Below are 15,395 nucleotides of genomic sequence, written 5' to 3'. Positions count from 1 at the left end.
GCCCTGAGGGAGACGAGCAATGTGTACAATCAACAAGGGGCTGGCCGCGTCCAGCCTGGTTCTGATCCTGGTTGCGGCCCTTTCAGCCCCAGCCCTGGCACAGTCGTCCGACGAGATCGACTTCGGAGATGACAGCTCGGAATGGGCGAATGATGGCGAATGCGACGATCCCCGATTTGCTGGCACTGGCATGGCCGTCGAACTTGAAGATCGGGACGTAGCGCGCGACGCCACCGATTGCCGCACCTTGTACGACGCCGGCTCCATCACCCTGGCAACCCCGGACACTGGCGACAGCGCAGATGTCTCCGCCATCGACTTTGGCGACGACACGTCCGATTGGGCCCGGGACGGTGAGTGCGACGATCCGCGTTTTGCCGGATCGGCGATGGCGGTCGAACTCGAAGACATTGATATCGGGCGCGACGCCACCGACTGCCGCACAGCCTATGAAGCGGGGAACATCACGCTGGTCGGCGATGGTGACCCTGCCATGATCGGCGATATCGACTTCGGCGACGACACCTCCGAATGGGCCAATGACCTGGAATGTGACGATCCGCGCTTTGCCGGAGACGGCATGGCGAGCGAGCTGTCGGACACCAATATTCTGCGCGACGCCTCCGACTGCCGCCTCGCCTACGAAGATGGCACCATCACGCTGGTCGACCCCGATGCCACTCCGGTCACCACAGTTCCGGCCAGCATGCTCGAACAGATCGCCGCCCGCATCGATTTTGGTGATGATAGCGGCACCTGGGCCAATGATGGGGAATGTGACGATCCCGACTTCACCGGCCCTGGCGTGGTCACCGACCCGATCGATGCCGACCGCCTGCATGATGCCAGCGATTGCCGCGCGGCGTTCCTCGCCGGCACCGCCACGCTGAAATCCACCGCCGGCGCAGTCGGTGCCTTCGACTATGGTTCGGACACCTCCAAATGGGCCAATGACGGTCAATGCGATGACTGGCGCTTCACCGGTCCCGGCATGGCCAAGAAGCTCAACAGCACAGATGTGATGGCCGATGCCAGCGACTGCCAGGCGCTGGAGGCCAATGGCGAGGTCTCCATCAAGCCGGTTTACCGGCCCGACTATGTGCTCGGCGCCCCCTATGACAGCACCGGCGTGGTGTTTGGCGACAATAGCTCATCCTACGCCGATGACGACATTTGCGATGACCCGCGCTTTGAAGGTCCGGGCGCGGCGACAACCCTGCTCGACAGCGACAGCGAACGCGACGCCGACGATTGCCGGGCTCTGTTTGAGGCCGGCAAGATCACCCTGCGATAAGGCGATCAAGGTGCTGAAAAAAAACGGCGGGGCTGGACCCCGCCGTTTTTCGTGTCAGCGCTGATCGACCGATCAGGCGGCCTTGCGCTCCACCATCATCTTCTTGATCTGGGCGATGGCCTTGGCCGGATTGAGCCCCTTGGGGCAGACCTTGGCACAGTTCATGATGGTGTGGCAGCGATAGAGCTTGAACGGGTCTTCGAGATTGTCGAGGCGCTCGGGCTGAGTTTCGTCGCGGCTGTCGATCAGCCAGCGATAGGCCTGCAGCAGCGCCGCGGGGCCCAGGTACTTCTCGCCGTTCCACCAATAGGACGGGCAGGAGGTAGAGCAGCAGGCACACAGGATACATTCATACAAGCCGTCCAGCTTGGCCCGGTTTTCGACCGACTGCGTCCATTCCTTTTCCGGTGTGGGCGAAGTGGTCTTGAGCCAGGGTTCGATGGCCCGGTGCTGGGCGTAGAAATTGGTCAGGTCCGGAACGAGATCCTTGACCACCGGCATATGCGGTAGCGGGTAGATCTTGATCGGGCCGGAACTGTCATCCATGCCTTTGGTGCAAGCCAGCGTGTTGAGCCCGTTGATATTCATCGAGCAGGACCCGCAAATACCCTCACGGCAGGAGCGCCTCAGCGTCAGGGTCGGGTCGGTATTGTTCTTGATATAGAGCAGGGCATCCAGGATCATTGGCCCGCAATTGTCGAGATCGACGAAATAGGTATCTATCCGCGGATTGTCGGCCTTGTCCGGATCATAGCGATAGACATGGAATTCGCGCAGGCGCGTTGCGCCCTCAGGCTTGGGCCAGGTTTTGCCCTTTTGCGGCTGATCGGCCTTGCGCAAAGTCAGTTCGGCCATTTTTCGCTCTTTCCTTCTCAACATCGGGGTCGCGGACCCCAAGGCAAATTTTGGTGTCGCCGCTCAGTAGTTTGGCTTGCAGACCTGGTTCGACCGGGCGACATAGCTATTATAGGCATCGTAGTCGGCGGCAGCGGGCGAACCGCCCTTCATCGAGGAGATCACTACACCCATGAAGCGCTCGTCGATCAGGGTCATGGCCGCATCCGCCTTGCAGCGGCACAGCTCGGTATTCTGCGAAATGCCCAAGCAGACCGAGTAGAATTCATCCTTCTGGGCAGCGGTGGGCGGAGCCGCCATCACCGCCAGGGTGCTCGACGCCACCAGACTCAATCCCAGGAGAAACTTTCGCATCGTCGGCTCCGGCTTTTGGGCTGGCCTGCATGCGCCTACCCTGTTCCTGCTCGGCCGGAGCAGATTGCGCCGACCGAAAACTGTCGTAACTGCGCTCTTCGCACAGATGGCACATCGCCCGCCCCTAATAGACGCGCGCCTTGGGCGCGATCTTTTTGAGGTCGATACCGCCCTGGTCGAGCGGTGTCAGCGGATCCACGATCACCGGACGGTAGCTCAGTTCCACCGCGCCCGAGGCGACATCCACCGTCGCCAGCGTATGCTTGCGCCACTCCTGGTCATCGCGGTTCGGATAATCCTCATGCGCATGTGCACCGCGGCTCTCGTGCCGGGCTTCGGCGGAAACCACCGTAGCCATGGCGCAGGTCATCAGGTTCTCCAGCTCCAGCGTTTCCACCAGATCCGAATTCCAGATCAGCGAACGGTCGGTCACCTTGACGTCGGGCATGCGCGAATAGATTTCGCCCATCGCCTTAACGCCGTTCTTGAGGGAAGCCTCGGTACGGAACACGGCGGCATCCGCCTGCATGGTCTGCTGCATTTCATCGCGCAGCTTGGCGGTCGGCTGAGACCCATTGGCATGGCGCAACCGGTCGAAGCGCGCCAGAATCTTTTCGTCTTCGCTTGCGTTGATGCCCGGCACCGGCGCGGCCTTGTCCAGCACCTTGCCGGCGCGCAACGCCGCAGCGCGACCGAACACCACCAGGTCCGTCAGCGAGTTCGACCCCAGCCGGTTGGCACCATGCACCGAGGCACAGGCCGCTTCGCCCACCGCCATCAGGCCCGGCACGATGCGGTTTGGGTCTTCAGCGGTCGGGTTGAGCACCTCGCCATGGTAGTTCGCGGGAATGCCGCCCATATTGTAGTGCACGGTCGGCAGCACCGGGATTGGCTCGCGGGTGAGGTCCACCCCGGCAAAGATCTTTGCCGATTCGGTAATCCCCGGCAGGCGCTCATGCAGCACTTTGGGGTCAAGATGATCCAGGTGCAGATAGATATGGTCTTTCTTCGGACCCACGCCACGCCCTTCGCGGATTTCCAGCGTCATGCAGCGCGAAACCACGTCGCGCGACGCCAGATCCTTGGCATTGGGGGCATAGCGCTCCATGAAGCGCTCGCCTTCCGAATTGGTGAGATATCCGCCCTCGCCACGTGCGCCCTCGGTAATCAGCACCCCGGCGCCATAAATGCCGGTGGGGTGGAACTGTACGAATTCCATGTCCTGCAATGGCAGGCCGGCGCGGGCCACCATGCCATTGCCGTCGCCGGTGCAGGTATGGGCCGAGGTCGCCGAGAAGTAGGAGCGGCCATAGCCGCCGGTGGCCAGTACCACCATCTTGGCGCGGAACCGGTGCAGCGTGCCATCGTCGAGCTTCCAGGCGATGACGCCCTGGCATTCGCCATTCTCGCCCATGATCAGGTCGAGCGCGAAATACTCGATGAAGAACTGCGCGTCATTGCGCAATGACTGTCCATACAGCGTGTGCAGGATCGCATGGCCCGTCCGGTCGGCGGCGGCGCAGGTGCGCTGCACCGGCGGGCCATCGCCAAATTCCGTCATATGGCCGCCAAACGGGCGCTGATAGATCTTGCCCTCTTGGGTACGGCTGAACGGCACACCATAGTGCTCGAGCTCGTAGATCGCCGCCGGGGCCTCACGCGCCAGATATTCCATGGCGTCATTGTCGCCCAGCCAGTCCGACCCCTTCACGGTGTCGTACATGTGCCACTGCCAGCTATCTGGGCCCATATTCTGCAACGAAGCGGCAATGCCGCCCTGCGCCGCCACGGTGTGCGAACGGGTGGGAAAGACCTTGGTTATACAGGCGGTATTGAAACCCTGCTCGGCCATGCCCAGCGTCGCGCGCAGCCCGGCGCCACCGGCCCCTACCACCACAACGTCAAATTCGTGGTCGATCAGTTCGTATGCAGCCATTTTTCGATCAACCCCAGAAGACGATTTTCAGCACGGCGCCAGCGCCCAGCAGGGCTACGGCGAGGCAGAACAGCGTGTTGAGCAGCATGGCCAGGCGATACATCGAGCCGGCGAGATAATCCTCCAGCGTATCGCGCATGCCATTGCGCATGTGGATGGCAACATTGGCGATCAGAGCGGCAAAGGGCACGCCGATCCACCACCGCCCCAGCAGCCCCACCACATCGGCGCGGTCCTGCCCGGCCAGGCGCACCACGATGAAAAGCAGCAGCGCAAGAAACAGAATGTTGATGGCGCCCGTTACCCGCTGGGTGATGAAATGGCGCGTAGAGGCGTTTGCACTGCCATAACGTGACTTCGGATTGGCAATGGTTTCGGTGGTGATCACGGATTCGCGCATGTCAGGCCATCCACACAAACAAGGTCCAGATCAGAAGGGTGATGATCACCGAGGCGATGATCGTGGCCCAGGCAATTGCTTCACGCTGGTCCGGCTCCATCATGGCGGCGGTGTCCCACACGAAGTGTCGAAGTCCCCCGCACATGTGATGCACTAGGCTCCAGGTGAAGCCGAACAGCACCAGCTGACCGAACCAGCTGCCAAAGATGTAATTGACCTGCGTCACCGCATCCTGACCAAGCGCAGCGGCAAGCAACCACACGGCGAGCAACGCCATGCCGGCATAATTGGCGATGCCGGTCATGCGGTGGAGAATGGACATCGCCATGGTGACGGTCCAGCGGTAAATCTGCAGATGCGGAGAAGTGGGGCGGGCTCTGACCGACATGGGGCGCTCCGGGGCCTTTCCTGATGCGGGCGCGGTGCCGCGTCCAGTTTGGAATGGTTCGAACGTTTAGCGCCCATTGGTTACCAAATCAAAGCCCTCAAGCCACCCTGACGTGCAACTTTCGGCGCAATCCGCACTTTGTTCGTATAGCGCACAGCATGTTCGAGATGCGAAGTGGTGCTGCCGGGCGGCAGGCACCCAACGTCTGAGACGGGCAAGGTGCAAAAGGCGGCGAAAGGGTGCGGCCGCTGAGGACTGGAACGAGTTCTAGGGTTTCTCGCCGCAACATACTGGGGCCTGCGGCGCTTTTCATCGCATCAATGAAGGTTTATGCGGTCCCGGCATTCTTCGCGGGGACCGCATGACCGATCGCATATCCATTATTAGCGCCAAGCTGCTGGTGAAGAACTGGGGCACCCTGTCCAATGTGACGCTGGACTACCGGCACAAGTCGGGCACGGTGCAGCGGCTCGAGCGCGAAGTCTATGACCATGGCAGCGCCGCCGCCATGCTGCTGCACGATCCTGCACGCGACACGGTCCTGCTGGTCCGACAGTTTCGCCTGCCGCCTTTGCTCAATGGGGACGCGCCCGACCTGCTCGAAGTTTGCGCTGGTCTGCTTGATGGTGAGGCGCCAGCCATTGCAGTCGCCCGCGAAGCACTTGAGGAAACCGGTCACGACCCCATGGACGTTCGGCATGTCTGCGACATCTATTCCTGCCCCGGTTCGCTGACCGAAAAGGTCAGCCTGTTCCTGGGTCTCTACGACCAAGATACATTGCGCCATGCCGGTGGGGGACTCGAACATGAAGGCGAGGAAATCGAGCTGGTCGAGCTCGATTTCTCTCAGGCTCTCGCCATGACCCGTGACGGCCGAATCGTGGATGCCAAAACCATCATATTGCTCCAGCACCTGGCGCTGCAGCGTGCCTAAAAGTCGACGAGCTTCTTGTCCGGATCGTAAGGCTGGTCCTTGGCGGTGCGTGTCACCGCCTGCCCGCAGCGCATTTTCTTGGACACTGCATCATAGGCATAGGTCGGGCTGCCGTGAAGCTGCCACCCCTCGGAGAGTGCCTTGGTCACCTTGTGACAAAAGGCGCTGTCATCTTCGCCGGTGAGCAATCGGTAGATCAGCATGCATATCCCCCATGTGCCGACGTCCCAGCGCCGGTGATTGATCTTCTCGCCTCTTACAGCTAATCGAAACGACATGCACAGCTTTCCTCAGCATCTTCTCGATGGCCACGCCAATTTCATGTCCGGTCGCTATGCCCGGGAGAAAGAACGCATTCGCGATCTGGCCGAGACCGGCCAGAAGCCCACAACGCTGATCATTGCCTGCTGCGACAGCCGCGCGGCGCCCGAAATGATCTTCGATGCCGGTCCCGGTGAACTGTTTGTTCTGCGCAATGTCGCCAATCTGGTGCCGCTTTATCAGCCGGACGGCGGGCAGCACGGCACATCCGCCGCCATTGAATTCGCCATCAAGGGTCTTTCAATTTCCAATATCGTGGTCATGGGTCACGGCCGCTGCGGGGGCATCAAGGCCGCGCTCGATCCACACATGAAGCCGCTCGACAGTGGCGACTTCATCGGCAAGTGGATGAGCATGCTGGGTGACCTTCCCGGTCAGCTTGGCCAGAATACCAGCATGACCGAGGCGGAGCGCCAGACCGCCATGGAGCGGATCTCGATTCGCAACTCCATCCGCAATCTGCGCACCTTTCCTTACGTCAAATCGCTCGAAAATGATGGGCAATTGGCGGTGCACGGCGCCTGGTTCGACATTTCGACCGGCGAATTGTGGATCATGGACAATAACGGCGACTTCATCCGCCCCCAGCTCTGAACGCCTGCTCCGGCGCATGGACAAGGATCGCGTGCTCGCTTGATTTGTGCGCGATCGCTTGTCGCGCTTTTGCCCGATACTTGCACTGGCTCCGCCGCAATCGTGATCACTAGAGCGACGCGAAATGCTGGGCAGGCACGGTCTTTCACGTGTTCGTGATTGTGAAGGGCCCGGCTCACAAGTGCCTTACAGCGCCCAAAAATTGCCCCTGAATGGGTCAGGCTGCGCCCTTCTGCCAGCCATCACTGGCCACATTGCCCAATGATTGTCTGTCTCACGGATCGCCCATCAGCGCTCTGTCGGCAGGGATAATCCCTGGCCGTTTTCGAACCAATCAACATGGAGCATTCCCATGCAGAAGATCGTCCTGACCACCCTGTTCGCCCTTGGTATGTCCGGAGCCGCCATGGCCCAGATCGCAACCGATTTCGCGGCTGTTGATACCGACCTGAACGGCAGCATATCGCTGAGCGAAGCCCGGCTCGCTTGGCCCGATCTCACCGAAAACGCTTTCGCCGCCGCTGATACCGACAGCAATGGCGAGCTTTCCGCGGAGGAATACGACGCCTTGCTTGCGGCCGCTGCTGCCCCTGCGGCTCAGTAAGTCGAATTAGGGAGGGCCGCCACTGGCGGCCTTCCCTCAGTCCAAGCGAATCGGCGGTTCGCTCTTTTTCGCCTTGCGCAGGGTCACGATCAGCCCGCAGATCACCAGCACGGCGCCCAGCACCTCGATTCGCGAAATGACTTCGCCCAGCACCAGATAGCCTGACGCCAGCCCGGTGATCGGCACCAGAAGCGTGAAGGGTGCCACCACCGAGGCAGGATGCCGCCCCAATAGCCAGCTCCAGATGCCACCCCCCAACAACGTGGCGGGGTAGGCGAGGAACGCGATCAAGCCGGCATCGGCCCAGGAAAAGCCCGCTAGCGCGCCAGAAACCGCCGGCCAGCCTTCCGTCAGCAACGACAGGACAAGCAAAGGCAGCGGCGCGGCCAGCACGCCCCAGACGGTAAATGACACGGCATTGACCTTGCCCGCTTTCTTGGTCAGCACATTGGCCACGCCCCAGCTCAGCGCCGCCAGCAACACCAGCCCCAGCGGCAACAGATTGGTGGCTTCCAGTCGCTCCGAAGCGATCACCGCGATCCCGGCAAAAGCGATTCCCGCTCCGATGATCTGGAATCGGCTCGGCCGCTCTCCCAGAAACACAAAGGCGATCACCATGGTAAAAAACGCCTGAGTCTGAAGCACCAGCGAGCTCAGGCCCGCCGGCATCCCCCAGGCCAGCGCCAGGTTGAGAAAACCATAAAGCGCCACGCCGAAGGCCAGGCCGAAACACACCACAATCCAGGCTGGCGCCTTGGGCGGCCTGACCAGCAGCACCGCCGGAAAGGCCGCCGCCGCAAAGCGCAGCGCCGCCGCCAGAATCGGCGGCAGCGCTTCCACACTCAGCTTGATGACCACAAAATTGAAGCCCCAGATGGCAACGACCAGCAGGGCAAGAAGAACATGGCGAAGCGGCATCAGCCGCTCCTTTCGACAATCGCTAAAGAAAAGGGCGATCCGATCGGATCGCCCTTTCCCCTATCAGGCTGTTTTGCGGCTTTCAAAACCCTTTTCGATCAGCGTCTCGGCGATCTGCACCGTATTGAGCGCTGCGCCCTTGCGCAGATTGTCGCTCACCACCCAGAGCGCCAGGCCGTTTTCTACCGTCGTATCCTCGCGGATACGGCTGACAAAGGTGTCATATTCGCCAACGCTTTCCACCGGGGTCGCATAACCACCGGGCTCACGCTTGTCGATCACCGACACGCCCGGGGCTTCCCGCAGGATGTCGCGCGCCTCGTCGGCACTGATCGGATTGGCAAATTCGATATTGACCGCTTCGGCATGACCCACAAACACCGGCACGCGCACGGCGGTACAGGTAACCTTGATCTTGGGGTCCAGCATCTTCTTGGTTTCAGCCAGAACCTTCCACTCTTCCTTGGTGTAGCCGTCTTCCATGAACACATCGATATGCGGGATGACGTTGAAGGCGATCTGCTTGGGGAACTTGCCGGGGGTCGGGCTGTCATTGACGAAGATGCCCTTGGTCTGGTTCCACAGCTCGTCCACGCCTTCCTTGCCTGCGCCCGAAACCGATTGATAGGTCGACACCACCACACGGGTGATCTTGGCCGCGTCATGCAGGGGCTTGAGCGCCACCACCAGCTGGGCCGTGGAGCAGTTGGGATTGGCGATGATATTGGTGCGCTCGGGATCGGCCAGCCAGCGATCAAGGATATCCCCGTTCACTTCCGGCACCACCAGCGGCACATCCGAATGATAGCGCCAATAGCTCGAATTATCGATCACGATGGCGCCCGCCGCCGCGATCTTGGGCCCCCACTCCTTGGAGATCGAACCGCCCGCCGACATGATGGCAAAATCGACAGTCGAAAAGTCGAAATGCTGCAGGTCCTTGGCCTTGAGCACCTTGTCGCCAAAGGACAATTCCCGACCGATCGAGCGTGAAGAGGCCAGTGCAAAAACCTCGTCGGCCGGAAACTTGCGTTCGGCCAGAATATTGAGAACTTCGCGGCCCACATTGCCTGTGGCCCCGACGACAGCGACGCGATAACCCATAATGGAACTCCGGTTCCTTACCATTTTCGCCTCCCGCACGATGACAAGCCATCGCGGTCAATGCTTTTGCGCCTCTCCCCGTCGGGAGAGCGACCCGGGGAAAAGCGTCAGGCGGTTTTGGTGGTTTTGGTCATGGCCGGCATGCCCCCGGTGGTGAACCGGGTGGTGGCAAGAGCTGCTTTGATGCTGCTGCGGCTGCGCATGACGAACTTGGCTTCCTATGAAAAGCAGGACTTCTCATACTCCGAAATAGGAAAGAGTCAATGTTCTTGCCGAACGTCGGCGCGCCTTGCGCGTTCCATGCCCGGGCTTGATCCGGGCCCCCTTTGCAGCGCATACCGCGTCAGGAACGCGCCTTCCGAACCGGTCAGGTGCAGCAGACCGGCCCCTCTCTGCCGGCGCAAAGGATACGGATAACATGCCCGACTTCGACGTCATCGTTTTGGGAGCAGGTGCCGCCGGCATGATGGCGGGCATCGAGGCCGGCAAACGGGGCCGCAAGGTGCTGGTCGTCGACCATGCCCGCGATCCGGGCGAAAAGATCCGCATTTCCGGCGGCGGACGCTGCAACTTCACCAATGTGAACGCGACTCACACGTTGGGCCGCGAGCGCTTTCTGAGCAGCAATCCGCGCTTCGCGCTCTCCGCCCTGTCCCGATATACCCCGGACATGTTCATCGCCCGGGTCAAGAAGCAGGGCATTGCCTATCACGAAAAGACGCTCGGCCAGCTCTTCTGTGATGGGCCCGCCACCCAGATCGTCTCGATGCTGACCAATGATCTGCGCGCCGCCGGCGCCGCTATCTGGACCGGACGAGAGGTGGGCAGTATCGAAAAGACCGCTGATGGTTTTGATGTGATGGTCGGCGATGGGCGCGTGACGGCCACGAGCCTGGTGGTGGCGACGGGTGGCAAATCCATTCCCAAGATGGGCGCGACGGGTCTCGCCTACCAGATCGCCCGCCAGTTCGGTCTTGAGGTCACCGACACAAGGCCAGCCCTGGTGCCGTTGACCTTTGAGCCCGGCGCACTTGAACAACTCAAGCCCCTGGCCGGCGTGTCGACCAATGCCGTGGTCGGCCATGGCAAGACGCAGTTTGAAGAAGCCCTGCTCTTCACCCATCGCGGCCTTTCGGGCCCGGCCATCTTGCAGATCTCGTCCTATTGGCGCGATGGCGACGCCATCTCGGTCAACCTGCTGCCCGGCGCGGATGCGCTGGAATTTCTGCGGGCCGCACGCAAAGCCACGCCAAAGCTACACATCCAGACCGTGTTGAGCGACAAACTGCCCCGGCGGCTGGCCCAGCTTGTGGGCGAGCTGATCAACCAGCCCGGCATGATCGGCGATCTGTCCGACAAGAAGCTGATGGCCGCAGCCGAGCAGGTGTCACGCTGGCGTCTGAAGCCTGTCGGCTCGGAGGGTTACCGCACCGCCGAAGTGACGCTGGGCGGCATCGACACCACCGGGCTCGACGCCAAGACCATGGTCGCGCGCCAGGTGCCGGGCCTGTTCTTTGTCGGCGAAGCGGTGGATGTGACCGGCTGGCTGGGCGGCTATAATTTCCAGTGGGCCTGGGCCTCGGGCTGGGCCGCCGGGCAGGTCGCCTAGCGCGTCCCGGCTAGATCGGAAGCGATGAACTGCTCTGGGTTCGGCTAGAACTTCCAGCCCAGCCGCAGGCCGAAATTGGACAACCCGTCATTGGCCGCGCACCAGCCATTGTTGGAGGTGTGCTCATAGGTCAGCGTGGCGGTGGCGTTCTCGCTCATATTCACGCCCACGCCCCAGCGCTCATAAAAATTGACCCGGCAGCCGAAATTCTGCCGCCCCGGCGCCGCCCCGGTCAACGCGCCATCATGGATGGCCGCACCAAGCCCGGCCTCAAGATAGATCGGCGTATCAAAAAGCGGCAATTGCCAGGTGAGATTGGCATGCACCAGGCTATCGCGCCCGGCGAAGCTGATGGTCGTGCCGATCTCAGGGCGCGGCGCGCCGATCCAGCGGAAGGCATCGATATCGGGGGAGGTGAACAAGACGTCGAAGCTGACGTCTTCGACGTCGCCCAAATTCCATTCCTGAACCAGAAAGGGCAGAGCGGCATGATGGACGCGATGGGCATGCAGGCCGATGCGCAATTCATCCACCACTCCCGCCAATGGATGTGGGTTGAGCATGTCATTGGCGAGAGCCGGCGCTGATGCCAGGCCGGCAGACAGTGCCATAGTAGCAAAGAGAAAGGTCCGCATCGCACGTTTATCCCTGTTGCTCCCTATGGGCCATGGCCGCAGTTCCGAAGTCAACCGTGCAGACCGCAGCCAACCATCAATCTTGCTAGAAGCGCAGGCCAAGGCGCAGCCCTGCACGGGTGGTTGGATTGTCAAGCTGACCGCACAGCCCAAGATCTCTCAGATGCTGCACAGTCCCCATCACGGCTACATTGGGCAGAACATCGAACCCAACGCTGGCCTGTGCCTGCCCTTGCACCAAGCAGCCAAAGCGCGTGGTGCGCTTCTCAAGCACGTCGCTCTGAACAGCGCCGCCCAGACCTGCCTCTACAAATACCGGGACAACCGGGACCCTGAAGGTCCAACTCAGTCCCGCATAGACGTAGCCATCCTCAGGTCCGAAGCTGGCCCCCAGATGAGGTCTGAGTTCGCCCGGCAGCAGAAGCGTTGCGGGGTTGGGTATCGACAAAAGCAGCTCGGCATTGATCTCGCGGAGGCGGCTTGGATCGAGCAGATTTATGTCTTTCTGCCCGATTTCGCCAACGCCCACACCGCCACGCACTTCCAGAAGCAATGTCTGACCAAGGGCCGGACACGTGATGCCACCCAGCAAGAGGGCGATGGTCAGCACTTGGGTAAAAAGGCGATGTAGCACAGGGCAGCTCGATCCGGGAGGAAGCACTCAGTGGGCCTCCCGGGGCCCGCAGATGCAAGCATTGGTTACCAACGTCTTTAACTGATTACTAAATTGGCGCGGGCTTCCAAACACGCCAATTATCGAGGGGGGTCTTGATTTCGGACCTGTTCATCGTGAACTACCGATCAAACGAACTCTTGCGAAAGCCATTCATGCCCAAGCCATTCACGCTCTCCTTGCAGGATCTCGCGCCCATTGCCGAGGGCACGTCCACTCAACAGGCCATGGCCGAAACCGTCCTTCTGGCGCGCGAGGCAGACCGGCTGGGCTACACCAGACTCTGGTACGCTGAACATCACGGCATGCCTTCTATTGCCTCTTCTGTCCCCGAGATCCTGATTGCCAGCGCCGCCGCCGCGACGCGGGAGCTGCGCATCGGCTCGGGCGGGGTCATGCTGCTCAACCATGTCCCTTTGCGCATCGCAGAAGCCTATCGCACGCTCGAAGCCCTGCACCCCGGCCGCATTGACCTCGGGCTGGGCCGCGCGCCCGGCGGCGATGGCTATGCGATGCGGGCCCTAAAAAGCGGCAGCGGAGAGGAATTCTCCGCCTATCTGGCCGAGTTGATGGCGTTTGACGAAGAAAGCTTCCCGCCCGACCACCCCTTCTCTCGGGTGCCGGTCTCCCCCGGCGGCATCACCCTGCCACCCAAATGGCTGCTTGGGTCCTCCGGAGCCAGCGCTCAGGCCGCCGGGCAGTTGGGCTTCGGCTACGCCTTTGCGGCGCATTTCAGCCATACGCCCGCAGCACCGGCATTCGCGGCCTATCGCCAGGCCTTCCAGCTGTCCGCGGACTTTCCCGAACCCAAGACCATTCTCTGCCTTTCGGCCATCTGCGCCCCCACCGAGGACGAGGCGCGATTTCTCGCGACCTCCCAGGCCGTGAGTTGGGCCCTTTTCGTCACCGGTGAGCAGCGCCACCTGATGCCGCCCGAAGAAGCTTCGGCCCGCGCCCTTTCGCCGCAGCAGCAGCAGGTCATCGAGCACCAGTCGTCCCTCTGGCTGGTCGGCAGCCCTGAACAGATGGCAGAGGTCATCACTGAAAAGGCCCGTGCGGCCGGGGCCGATGAGGTGATGATCACCACAACTATTCACGACTACGCATTGCGCCGCCGGTCTTTCGCCCTTCTCGCCGAGACGCTGGGCATTGCCCCGCGGATGAGCCACTGATTGGCGTTTCATTAACGTCTCGTTCTGCCCCGGCTACTAGGATTGGCCGGGGTTCGAATCTGGTATCATTGCAATGAGCGCTGCAGCCTTCGTGCTGACGATAAACCTGTTTATCGCAGGGATTTTTGCCACCGCCTTCGGCGTCGTCGCTGCCTATCAGCGTTCGGCGCTGGGTGCGCGCTGGCTGGCCTTTGCGTATGGATTGGGCGCGCCCAATGTCGTGCTCGAATTCGTCCTGCCGTTCCAGGACGATCATCGCCTCGTCAGCTTCGGCATTTTTGCCGTATTTCTGCTCGCGCTGGCCGGCTGCGTGGTGGGCCTGGCTCATCACTATCGCATCCGCCCGCCCTGGTTGCTGCTGGCGGTTGCGATCCTGGCTTCTTTGCTGGTCAATATCGCCATTCTCGAAATGCCGCGCGCCAGTTTTCTGCGCAATCTGCTCTACCAGGCGCCCTATGCGCTGGTGCAGGCGATCGGCCTCGGCGTCATCCTCGCGATCAAGCGTAAGCGGGCGCTCGACCTTGCTCTGTTGGCCATCTACTTCATCTCTACATTGCATTTTCTGGCCAAACCGACGCTCGCCATGGCCATCGGCTCCGGGGCCGTGCCGCAAGCCTATATGTCTTCCACATACGCCGCCGTATCTCAGACCCTGGGCGCTGTATTGCTGATCGCCAATGGGTTGATGATGCTGCTGATCATTGTCCGGGATGTCATGGCCGATATGACCGCGCGATCAGAAACCGACACACTGTCGAACCTGCTCAACCGCCGGGGTTTTGAGGACCGGGGCGAGAGCGCTCTTGCCCTGGCTGCCCGGTCCGGCGTTCCCGCCGTGATGATCGTGGCCGACCTCGATTATTTCAAGCAAATCAACGACACCTACGGCCATGCGGCGGGCGACAATGTCATTGCGGTCTTCGCCCGGATCCTTGAGGAATGCGCAGCGCCCCATGCCGTGCTGGGTCGGCTGGGGGGCGAGGAATTCGGCGCTTTCCTGCCTGGAGCCAATCTGACCACCGGCAAGCTCTATGCGGAAACCGTGCGGCACGCCTTCCGCAGCCTTCCTGCCGGGGAAACAGGCCTGCGCGAACCGGCCTCTGCTTCATTAGGCGTGGCCCAGCTCATGCCCTACGACCATCTGGCGGACCTGCTGCGCCGTGCCGATGGCGCGCTTTACGAAGCCAAAAACGATGGACGCGACTGCGTCCGCATGGCTATGCCGGCGGCCGCGCGTCAGCCGGAGGGTGCGCGATTGGCCGGTCGCCGCGACCGCTTCAGTTCATAGCCTGCCGCGAAACCAGCTCGCACTCGCCGGTCGGATCGACCCGCAACGCCAGATTCTGCCGGTCCAGCTCCGCCAACCACGCCGTCCAGGAGCAAGGGCTCATGCCGGCGTCAACCCGGCCTTCGCTTTGCTGCGCAAACCGCAATTTGAGCTGGGCCCGCTGTTCACCAAACCGGTCGCGTACCCGGGCAATGGCCGGGCGGCCGCTTCGGTCGTTTACCCAGTTCTGAATATCCCGATGCCGGGTCAGCATATGGGCTTGTTTCATCTTTCGCCTCCTCGCCTGCAACTGTTTCTTGTTGTTGCGCGCGAAACG

The 15,395-nt window shown here is 61.6% G+C and carries 18 protein-coding genes; 7 read left to right on the top strand and 11 right to left on the bottom strand.

All coding sequences use genetic code 11. The features are described from left to right. Nucleotides 1–19 precede the first annotated feature (19 nt). Nucleotides 20–1,294 (top strand): hypothetical protein, encoded by a 1,275-nt coding sequence (locus GGR20_RS10405; protein WP_183311180.1) that lies wholly within the window; start codon nucleotides 20–22, stop codon nucleotides 1,292–1,294. A gap of 72 nt (nucleotides 1,295–1,366) precedes the next feature. On the opposite strand, the gene GGR20_RS10400 is transcribed toward GGR20_RS10405, so the two are convergent. From GGR20_RS10400 to sdhC, 5 genes are all read right to left on the bottom strand, one after another. Continuing rightward, the gene (locus GGR20_RS10400) at nucleotides 1,367–2,149 is read right to left on the bottom strand and encodes a succinate dehydrogenase iron-sulfur subunit (protein ID WP_183311179.1); all 783 of its coding nucleotides are present in this window, start codon (nucleotides 2,147–2,149) and stop codon (nucleotides 1,367–1,369) included. A 63-nt stretch (nucleotides 2,150–2,212) separates the two neighbouring features. Next, nucleotides 2,213–2,503 carry a hypothetical protein gene (locus GGR20_RS10395; protein WP_183311178.1) on the bottom strand — a complete coding sequence of 97 codons (291 nt, stop codon included), beginning with the start codon at nucleotides 2,501–2,503 and terminating at the stop codon, nucleotides 2,213–2,215. Nucleotides 2,504–2,627: 124 nt separating this feature from the next. Then, nucleotides 2,628–4,439 carry a succinate dehydrogenase flavoprotein subunit gene (gene sdhA, locus GGR20_RS10390; protein WP_183311177.1) on the bottom strand — a complete coding sequence of 604 codons (1,812 nt, stop codon included), beginning with the start codon at nucleotides 4,437–4,439 and terminating at the stop codon, nucleotides 2,628–2,630. Nucleotides 4,440–4,446: 7 nt separating this feature from the next. Continuing rightward, entirely contained in the window at nucleotides 4,447–4,839 is a 393-nt protein-coding gene (gene sdhD / locus GGR20_RS10385) for a succinate dehydrogenase, hydrophobic membrane anchor protein (RefSeq protein WP_183311176.1), read from the bottom strand. Nucleotide 4,840: 1 nt separating this feature from the next. Further along, a complete protein-coding gene (gene sdhC / locus GGR20_RS10380; RefSeq protein ID WP_183311175.1) occupies nucleotides 4,841–5,227 on the bottom strand; it encodes a succinate dehydrogenase, cytochrome b556 subunit in 387 nt (128 codons plus the stop codon). Between the two features lie 361 nt (nucleotides 5,228–5,588). On the opposite strand from sdhC, the gene GGR20_RS10375 reads away from it, so the two are divergent. After that, the gene (locus GGR20_RS10375; protein WP_183311174.1) at nucleotides 5,589–6,161 is read left to right on the top strand and encodes an NUDIX domain-containing protein; all 573 of its coding nucleotides are present in this window, start codon (nucleotides 5,589–5,591) and stop codon (nucleotides 6,159–6,161) included. Here the strand turns inward: GGR20_RS10375 and GGR20_RS10370 are convergent. After that, complete coding sequence (locus GGR20_RS10370) at nucleotides 6,158–6,364, bottom strand: DUF1737 domain-containing protein (protein ID WP_183311173.1); 207 nt, start codon at nucleotides 6,362–6,364, stop codon at nucleotides 6,158–6,160. The genes GGR20_RS10375 and GGR20_RS10370 overlap by 4 nt on opposite strands. Nucleotides 6,365–6,437: 73 nt before the next feature. On the opposite strand from GGR20_RS10370, the gene GGR20_RS10365 reads away from it, so the two are divergent. Both GGR20_RS10365 and GGR20_RS10360 read left to right on the top strand, forming a co-directional pair. Next, complete coding sequence (locus GGR20_RS10365; RefSeq protein WP_183311172.1) at nucleotides 6,438–7,076, top strand: carbonic anhydrase; 639 nt, start codon at nucleotides 6,438–6,440, stop codon at nucleotides 7,074–7,076. A gap of 352 nt (nucleotides 7,077–7,428) precedes the next feature. Continuing rightward, nucleotides 7,429–7,680, top strand: a complete 252-nt coding sequence (locus GGR20_RS10360) for an EF-hand domain-containing protein (protein ID WP_183311171.1) — start codon at nucleotides 7,429–7,431, stop codon at nucleotides 7,678–7,680. Nucleotides 7,681–7,716: 36 nt separating this feature from the next. Here GGR20_RS10360 and GGR20_RS10355 read toward each other — a convergent pair whose 3' ends face one another. Continuing rightward, the gene (locus tag GGR20_RS10355) at nucleotides 7,717–8,598 is read right to left on the bottom strand and encodes an EamA family transporter (RefSeq protein ID WP_183311170.1); all 882 of its coding nucleotides are present in this window, start codon (nucleotides 8,596–8,598) and stop codon (nucleotides 7,717–7,719) included. A 63-nt stretch (nucleotides 8,599–8,661) separates the two neighbouring features. Continuing rightward, nucleotides 8,662–9,702 carry an aspartate-semialdehyde dehydrogenase gene (locus tag GGR20_RS10350; protein WP_183311169.1) on the bottom strand — a complete coding sequence of 347 codons (1,041 nt, stop codon included), beginning with the start codon at nucleotides 9,700–9,702 and terminating at the stop codon, nucleotides 8,662–8,664. A 418-nt stretch (nucleotides 9,703–10,120) separates the two neighbouring features. Here GGR20_RS10350 and GGR20_RS10345 point away from each other — a divergent pair, with 418 nt between their 5' ends. Beyond that, complete coding sequence (locus GGR20_RS10345; protein ID WP_183311168.1) at nucleotides 10,121–11,311, top strand: BaiN/RdsA family NAD(P)/FAD-dependent oxidoreductase; 1,191 nt, start codon at nucleotides 10,121–10,123, stop codon at nucleotides 11,309–11,311. A gap of 44 nt (nucleotides 11,312–11,355) precedes the next feature. Here GGR20_RS10345 and GGR20_RS10340 read toward each other — a convergent pair whose 3' ends face one another. Both GGR20_RS10340 and GGR20_RS10335 read right to left on the bottom strand, forming a co-directional pair. Continuing rightward, nucleotides 11,356–11,946, bottom strand: a complete 591-nt coding sequence (locus GGR20_RS10340) for an acyloxyacyl hydrolase (RefSeq protein ID WP_183311167.1) — start codon at nucleotides 11,944–11,946, stop codon at nucleotides 11,356–11,358. Between the two features lie 85 nt (nucleotides 11,947–12,031). Continuing rightward, a complete protein-coding gene (locus GGR20_RS10335) occupies nucleotides 12,032–12,580 on the bottom strand; it encodes an acyloxyacyl hydrolase (protein ID WP_183311166.1) in 549 nt (182 codons plus the stop codon). A 194-nt stretch (nucleotides 12,581–12,774) separates the two neighbouring features. Here GGR20_RS10335 and GGR20_RS10330 point away from each other — a divergent pair, with 194 nt between their 5' ends. Beyond that, on the top strand, nucleotides 12,775–13,791 hold the full coding sequence (locus GGR20_RS10330) for an LLM class flavin-dependent oxidoreductase (protein WP_183311165.1): 1,017 nt from the start codon (nucleotides 12,775–12,777) through the stop codon (nucleotides 13,789–13,791). Between the two features lie 73 nt (nucleotides 13,792–13,864). Next, the gene (locus GGR20_RS10325) at nucleotides 13,865–15,079 is read left to right on the top strand and encodes a GGDEF domain-containing protein (RefSeq protein WP_183311164.1); all 1,215 of its coding nucleotides are present in this window, start codon (nucleotides 13,865–13,867) and stop codon (nucleotides 15,077–15,079) included. Here GGR20_RS10325 and GGR20_RS10320 read toward each other — a convergent pair. Beyond that, complete coding sequence (locus tag GGR20_RS10320; protein WP_183311163.1) at nucleotides 15,069–15,347, bottom strand: hypothetical protein; 279 nt, start codon at nucleotides 15,345–15,347, stop codon at nucleotides 15,069–15,071. The genes GGR20_RS10325 and GGR20_RS10320 overlap by 11 nt on opposite strands. Nucleotides 15,348–15,395 lie beyond the last annotated feature (48 nt).

The organism is Devosia subaequoris (assembly GCF_014197055.1).
GTDB classification, from domain to species: domain Bacteria; phylum Pseudomonadota; class Alphaproteobacteria; order Rhizobiales; family Devosiaceae; genus Devosia; species Devosia subaequoris.
This window is presented reverse-complemented; position numbering and strand designations above follow the sequence as displayed.

Bases quoted from the DNA above. Each gene is read 5' to 3' on its own strand.
- GGR20_RS10320 (WP_183311163.1), bottom strand. From the start codon at position 15,347: ATGAAACAAGCCCATATGCTGACCCGGCATCGGGATATTCAGAACTGG.
- GGR20_RS10355 (WP_183311170.1), bottom strand. From the start codon at position 8,598: ATGCCGCTTCGCCATGTTCTTCTTGCCCTGCTGGTCGTTGCCATCTGG.
- GGR20_RS10360 (WP_183311171.1), top strand. From the start codon at position 7,429: ATGCAGAAGATCGTCCTGACCACCCTGTTCGCCCTTGGTATGTCCGGA.
- GGR20_RS10365 (WP_183311172.1), top strand. From the start codon at position 6,438: ATGCACAGCTTTCCTCAGCATCTTCTCGATGGCCACGCCAATTTCATG.
- GGR20_RS10350 (WP_183311169.1), bottom strand. From the start codon at position 9,702: ATGGGTTATCGCGTCGCTGTCGTCGGGGCCACAGGCAATGTGGGCCGC.
- GGR20_RS10375 (WP_183311174.1), top strand. From the start codon at position 5,589: ATGACCGATCGCATATCCATTATTAGCGCCAAGCTGCTGGTGAAGAAC.
- GGR20_RS10405 (WP_183311180.1), top strand. From the start codon at position 20: ATGTGTACAATCAACAAGGGGCTGGCCGCGTCCAGCCTGGTTCTGATC.
- GGR20_RS10340 (WP_183311167.1), bottom strand. From the start codon at position 11,946: ATGCGGACCTTTCTCTTTGCTACTATGGCACTGTCTGCCGGCCTGGCA.
- GGR20_RS10395 (WP_183311178.1), bottom strand. From the start codon at position 2,503: ATGCGAAAGTTTCTCCTGGGATTGAGTCTGGTGGCGTCGAGCACCCTG.
- GGR20_RS10370 (WP_183311173.1), bottom strand. From the start codon at position 6,364: ATGCTGATCTACCGATTGCTCACCGGCGAAGATGACAGCGCCTTTTGT.
- sdhA (WP_183311177.1), bottom strand. From the start codon at position 4,439: ATGGCTGCATACGAACTGATCGACCACGAATTTGACGTTGTGGTGGTA.
- GGR20_RS10325 (WP_183311164.1), top strand. From the start codon at position 13,865: ATGAGCGCTGCAGCCTTCGTGCTGACGATAAACCTGTTTATCGCAGGG.
- sdhC (WP_183311175.1), bottom strand. From the start codon at position 5,227: ATGTCGGTCAGAGCCCGCCCCACTTCTCCGCATCTGCAGATTTACCGC.
- GGR20_RS10345 (WP_183311168.1), top strand. From the start codon at position 10,121: ATGCCCGACTTCGACGTCATCGTTTTGGGAGCAGGTGCCGCCGGCATG.
- sdhD (WP_183311176.1), bottom strand. From the start codon at position 4,839: ATGCGCGAATCCGTGATCACCACCGAAACCATTGCCAATCCGAAGTCA.
- GGR20_RS10400 (WP_183311179.1), bottom strand. From the start codon at position 2,149: ATGGCCGAACTGACTTTGCGCAAGGCCGATCAGCCGCAAAAGGGCAAA.
- GGR20_RS10330 (WP_183311165.1), top strand. From the start codon at position 12,775: ATGCCCAAGCCATTCACGCTCTCCTTGCAGGATCTCGCGCCCATTGCC.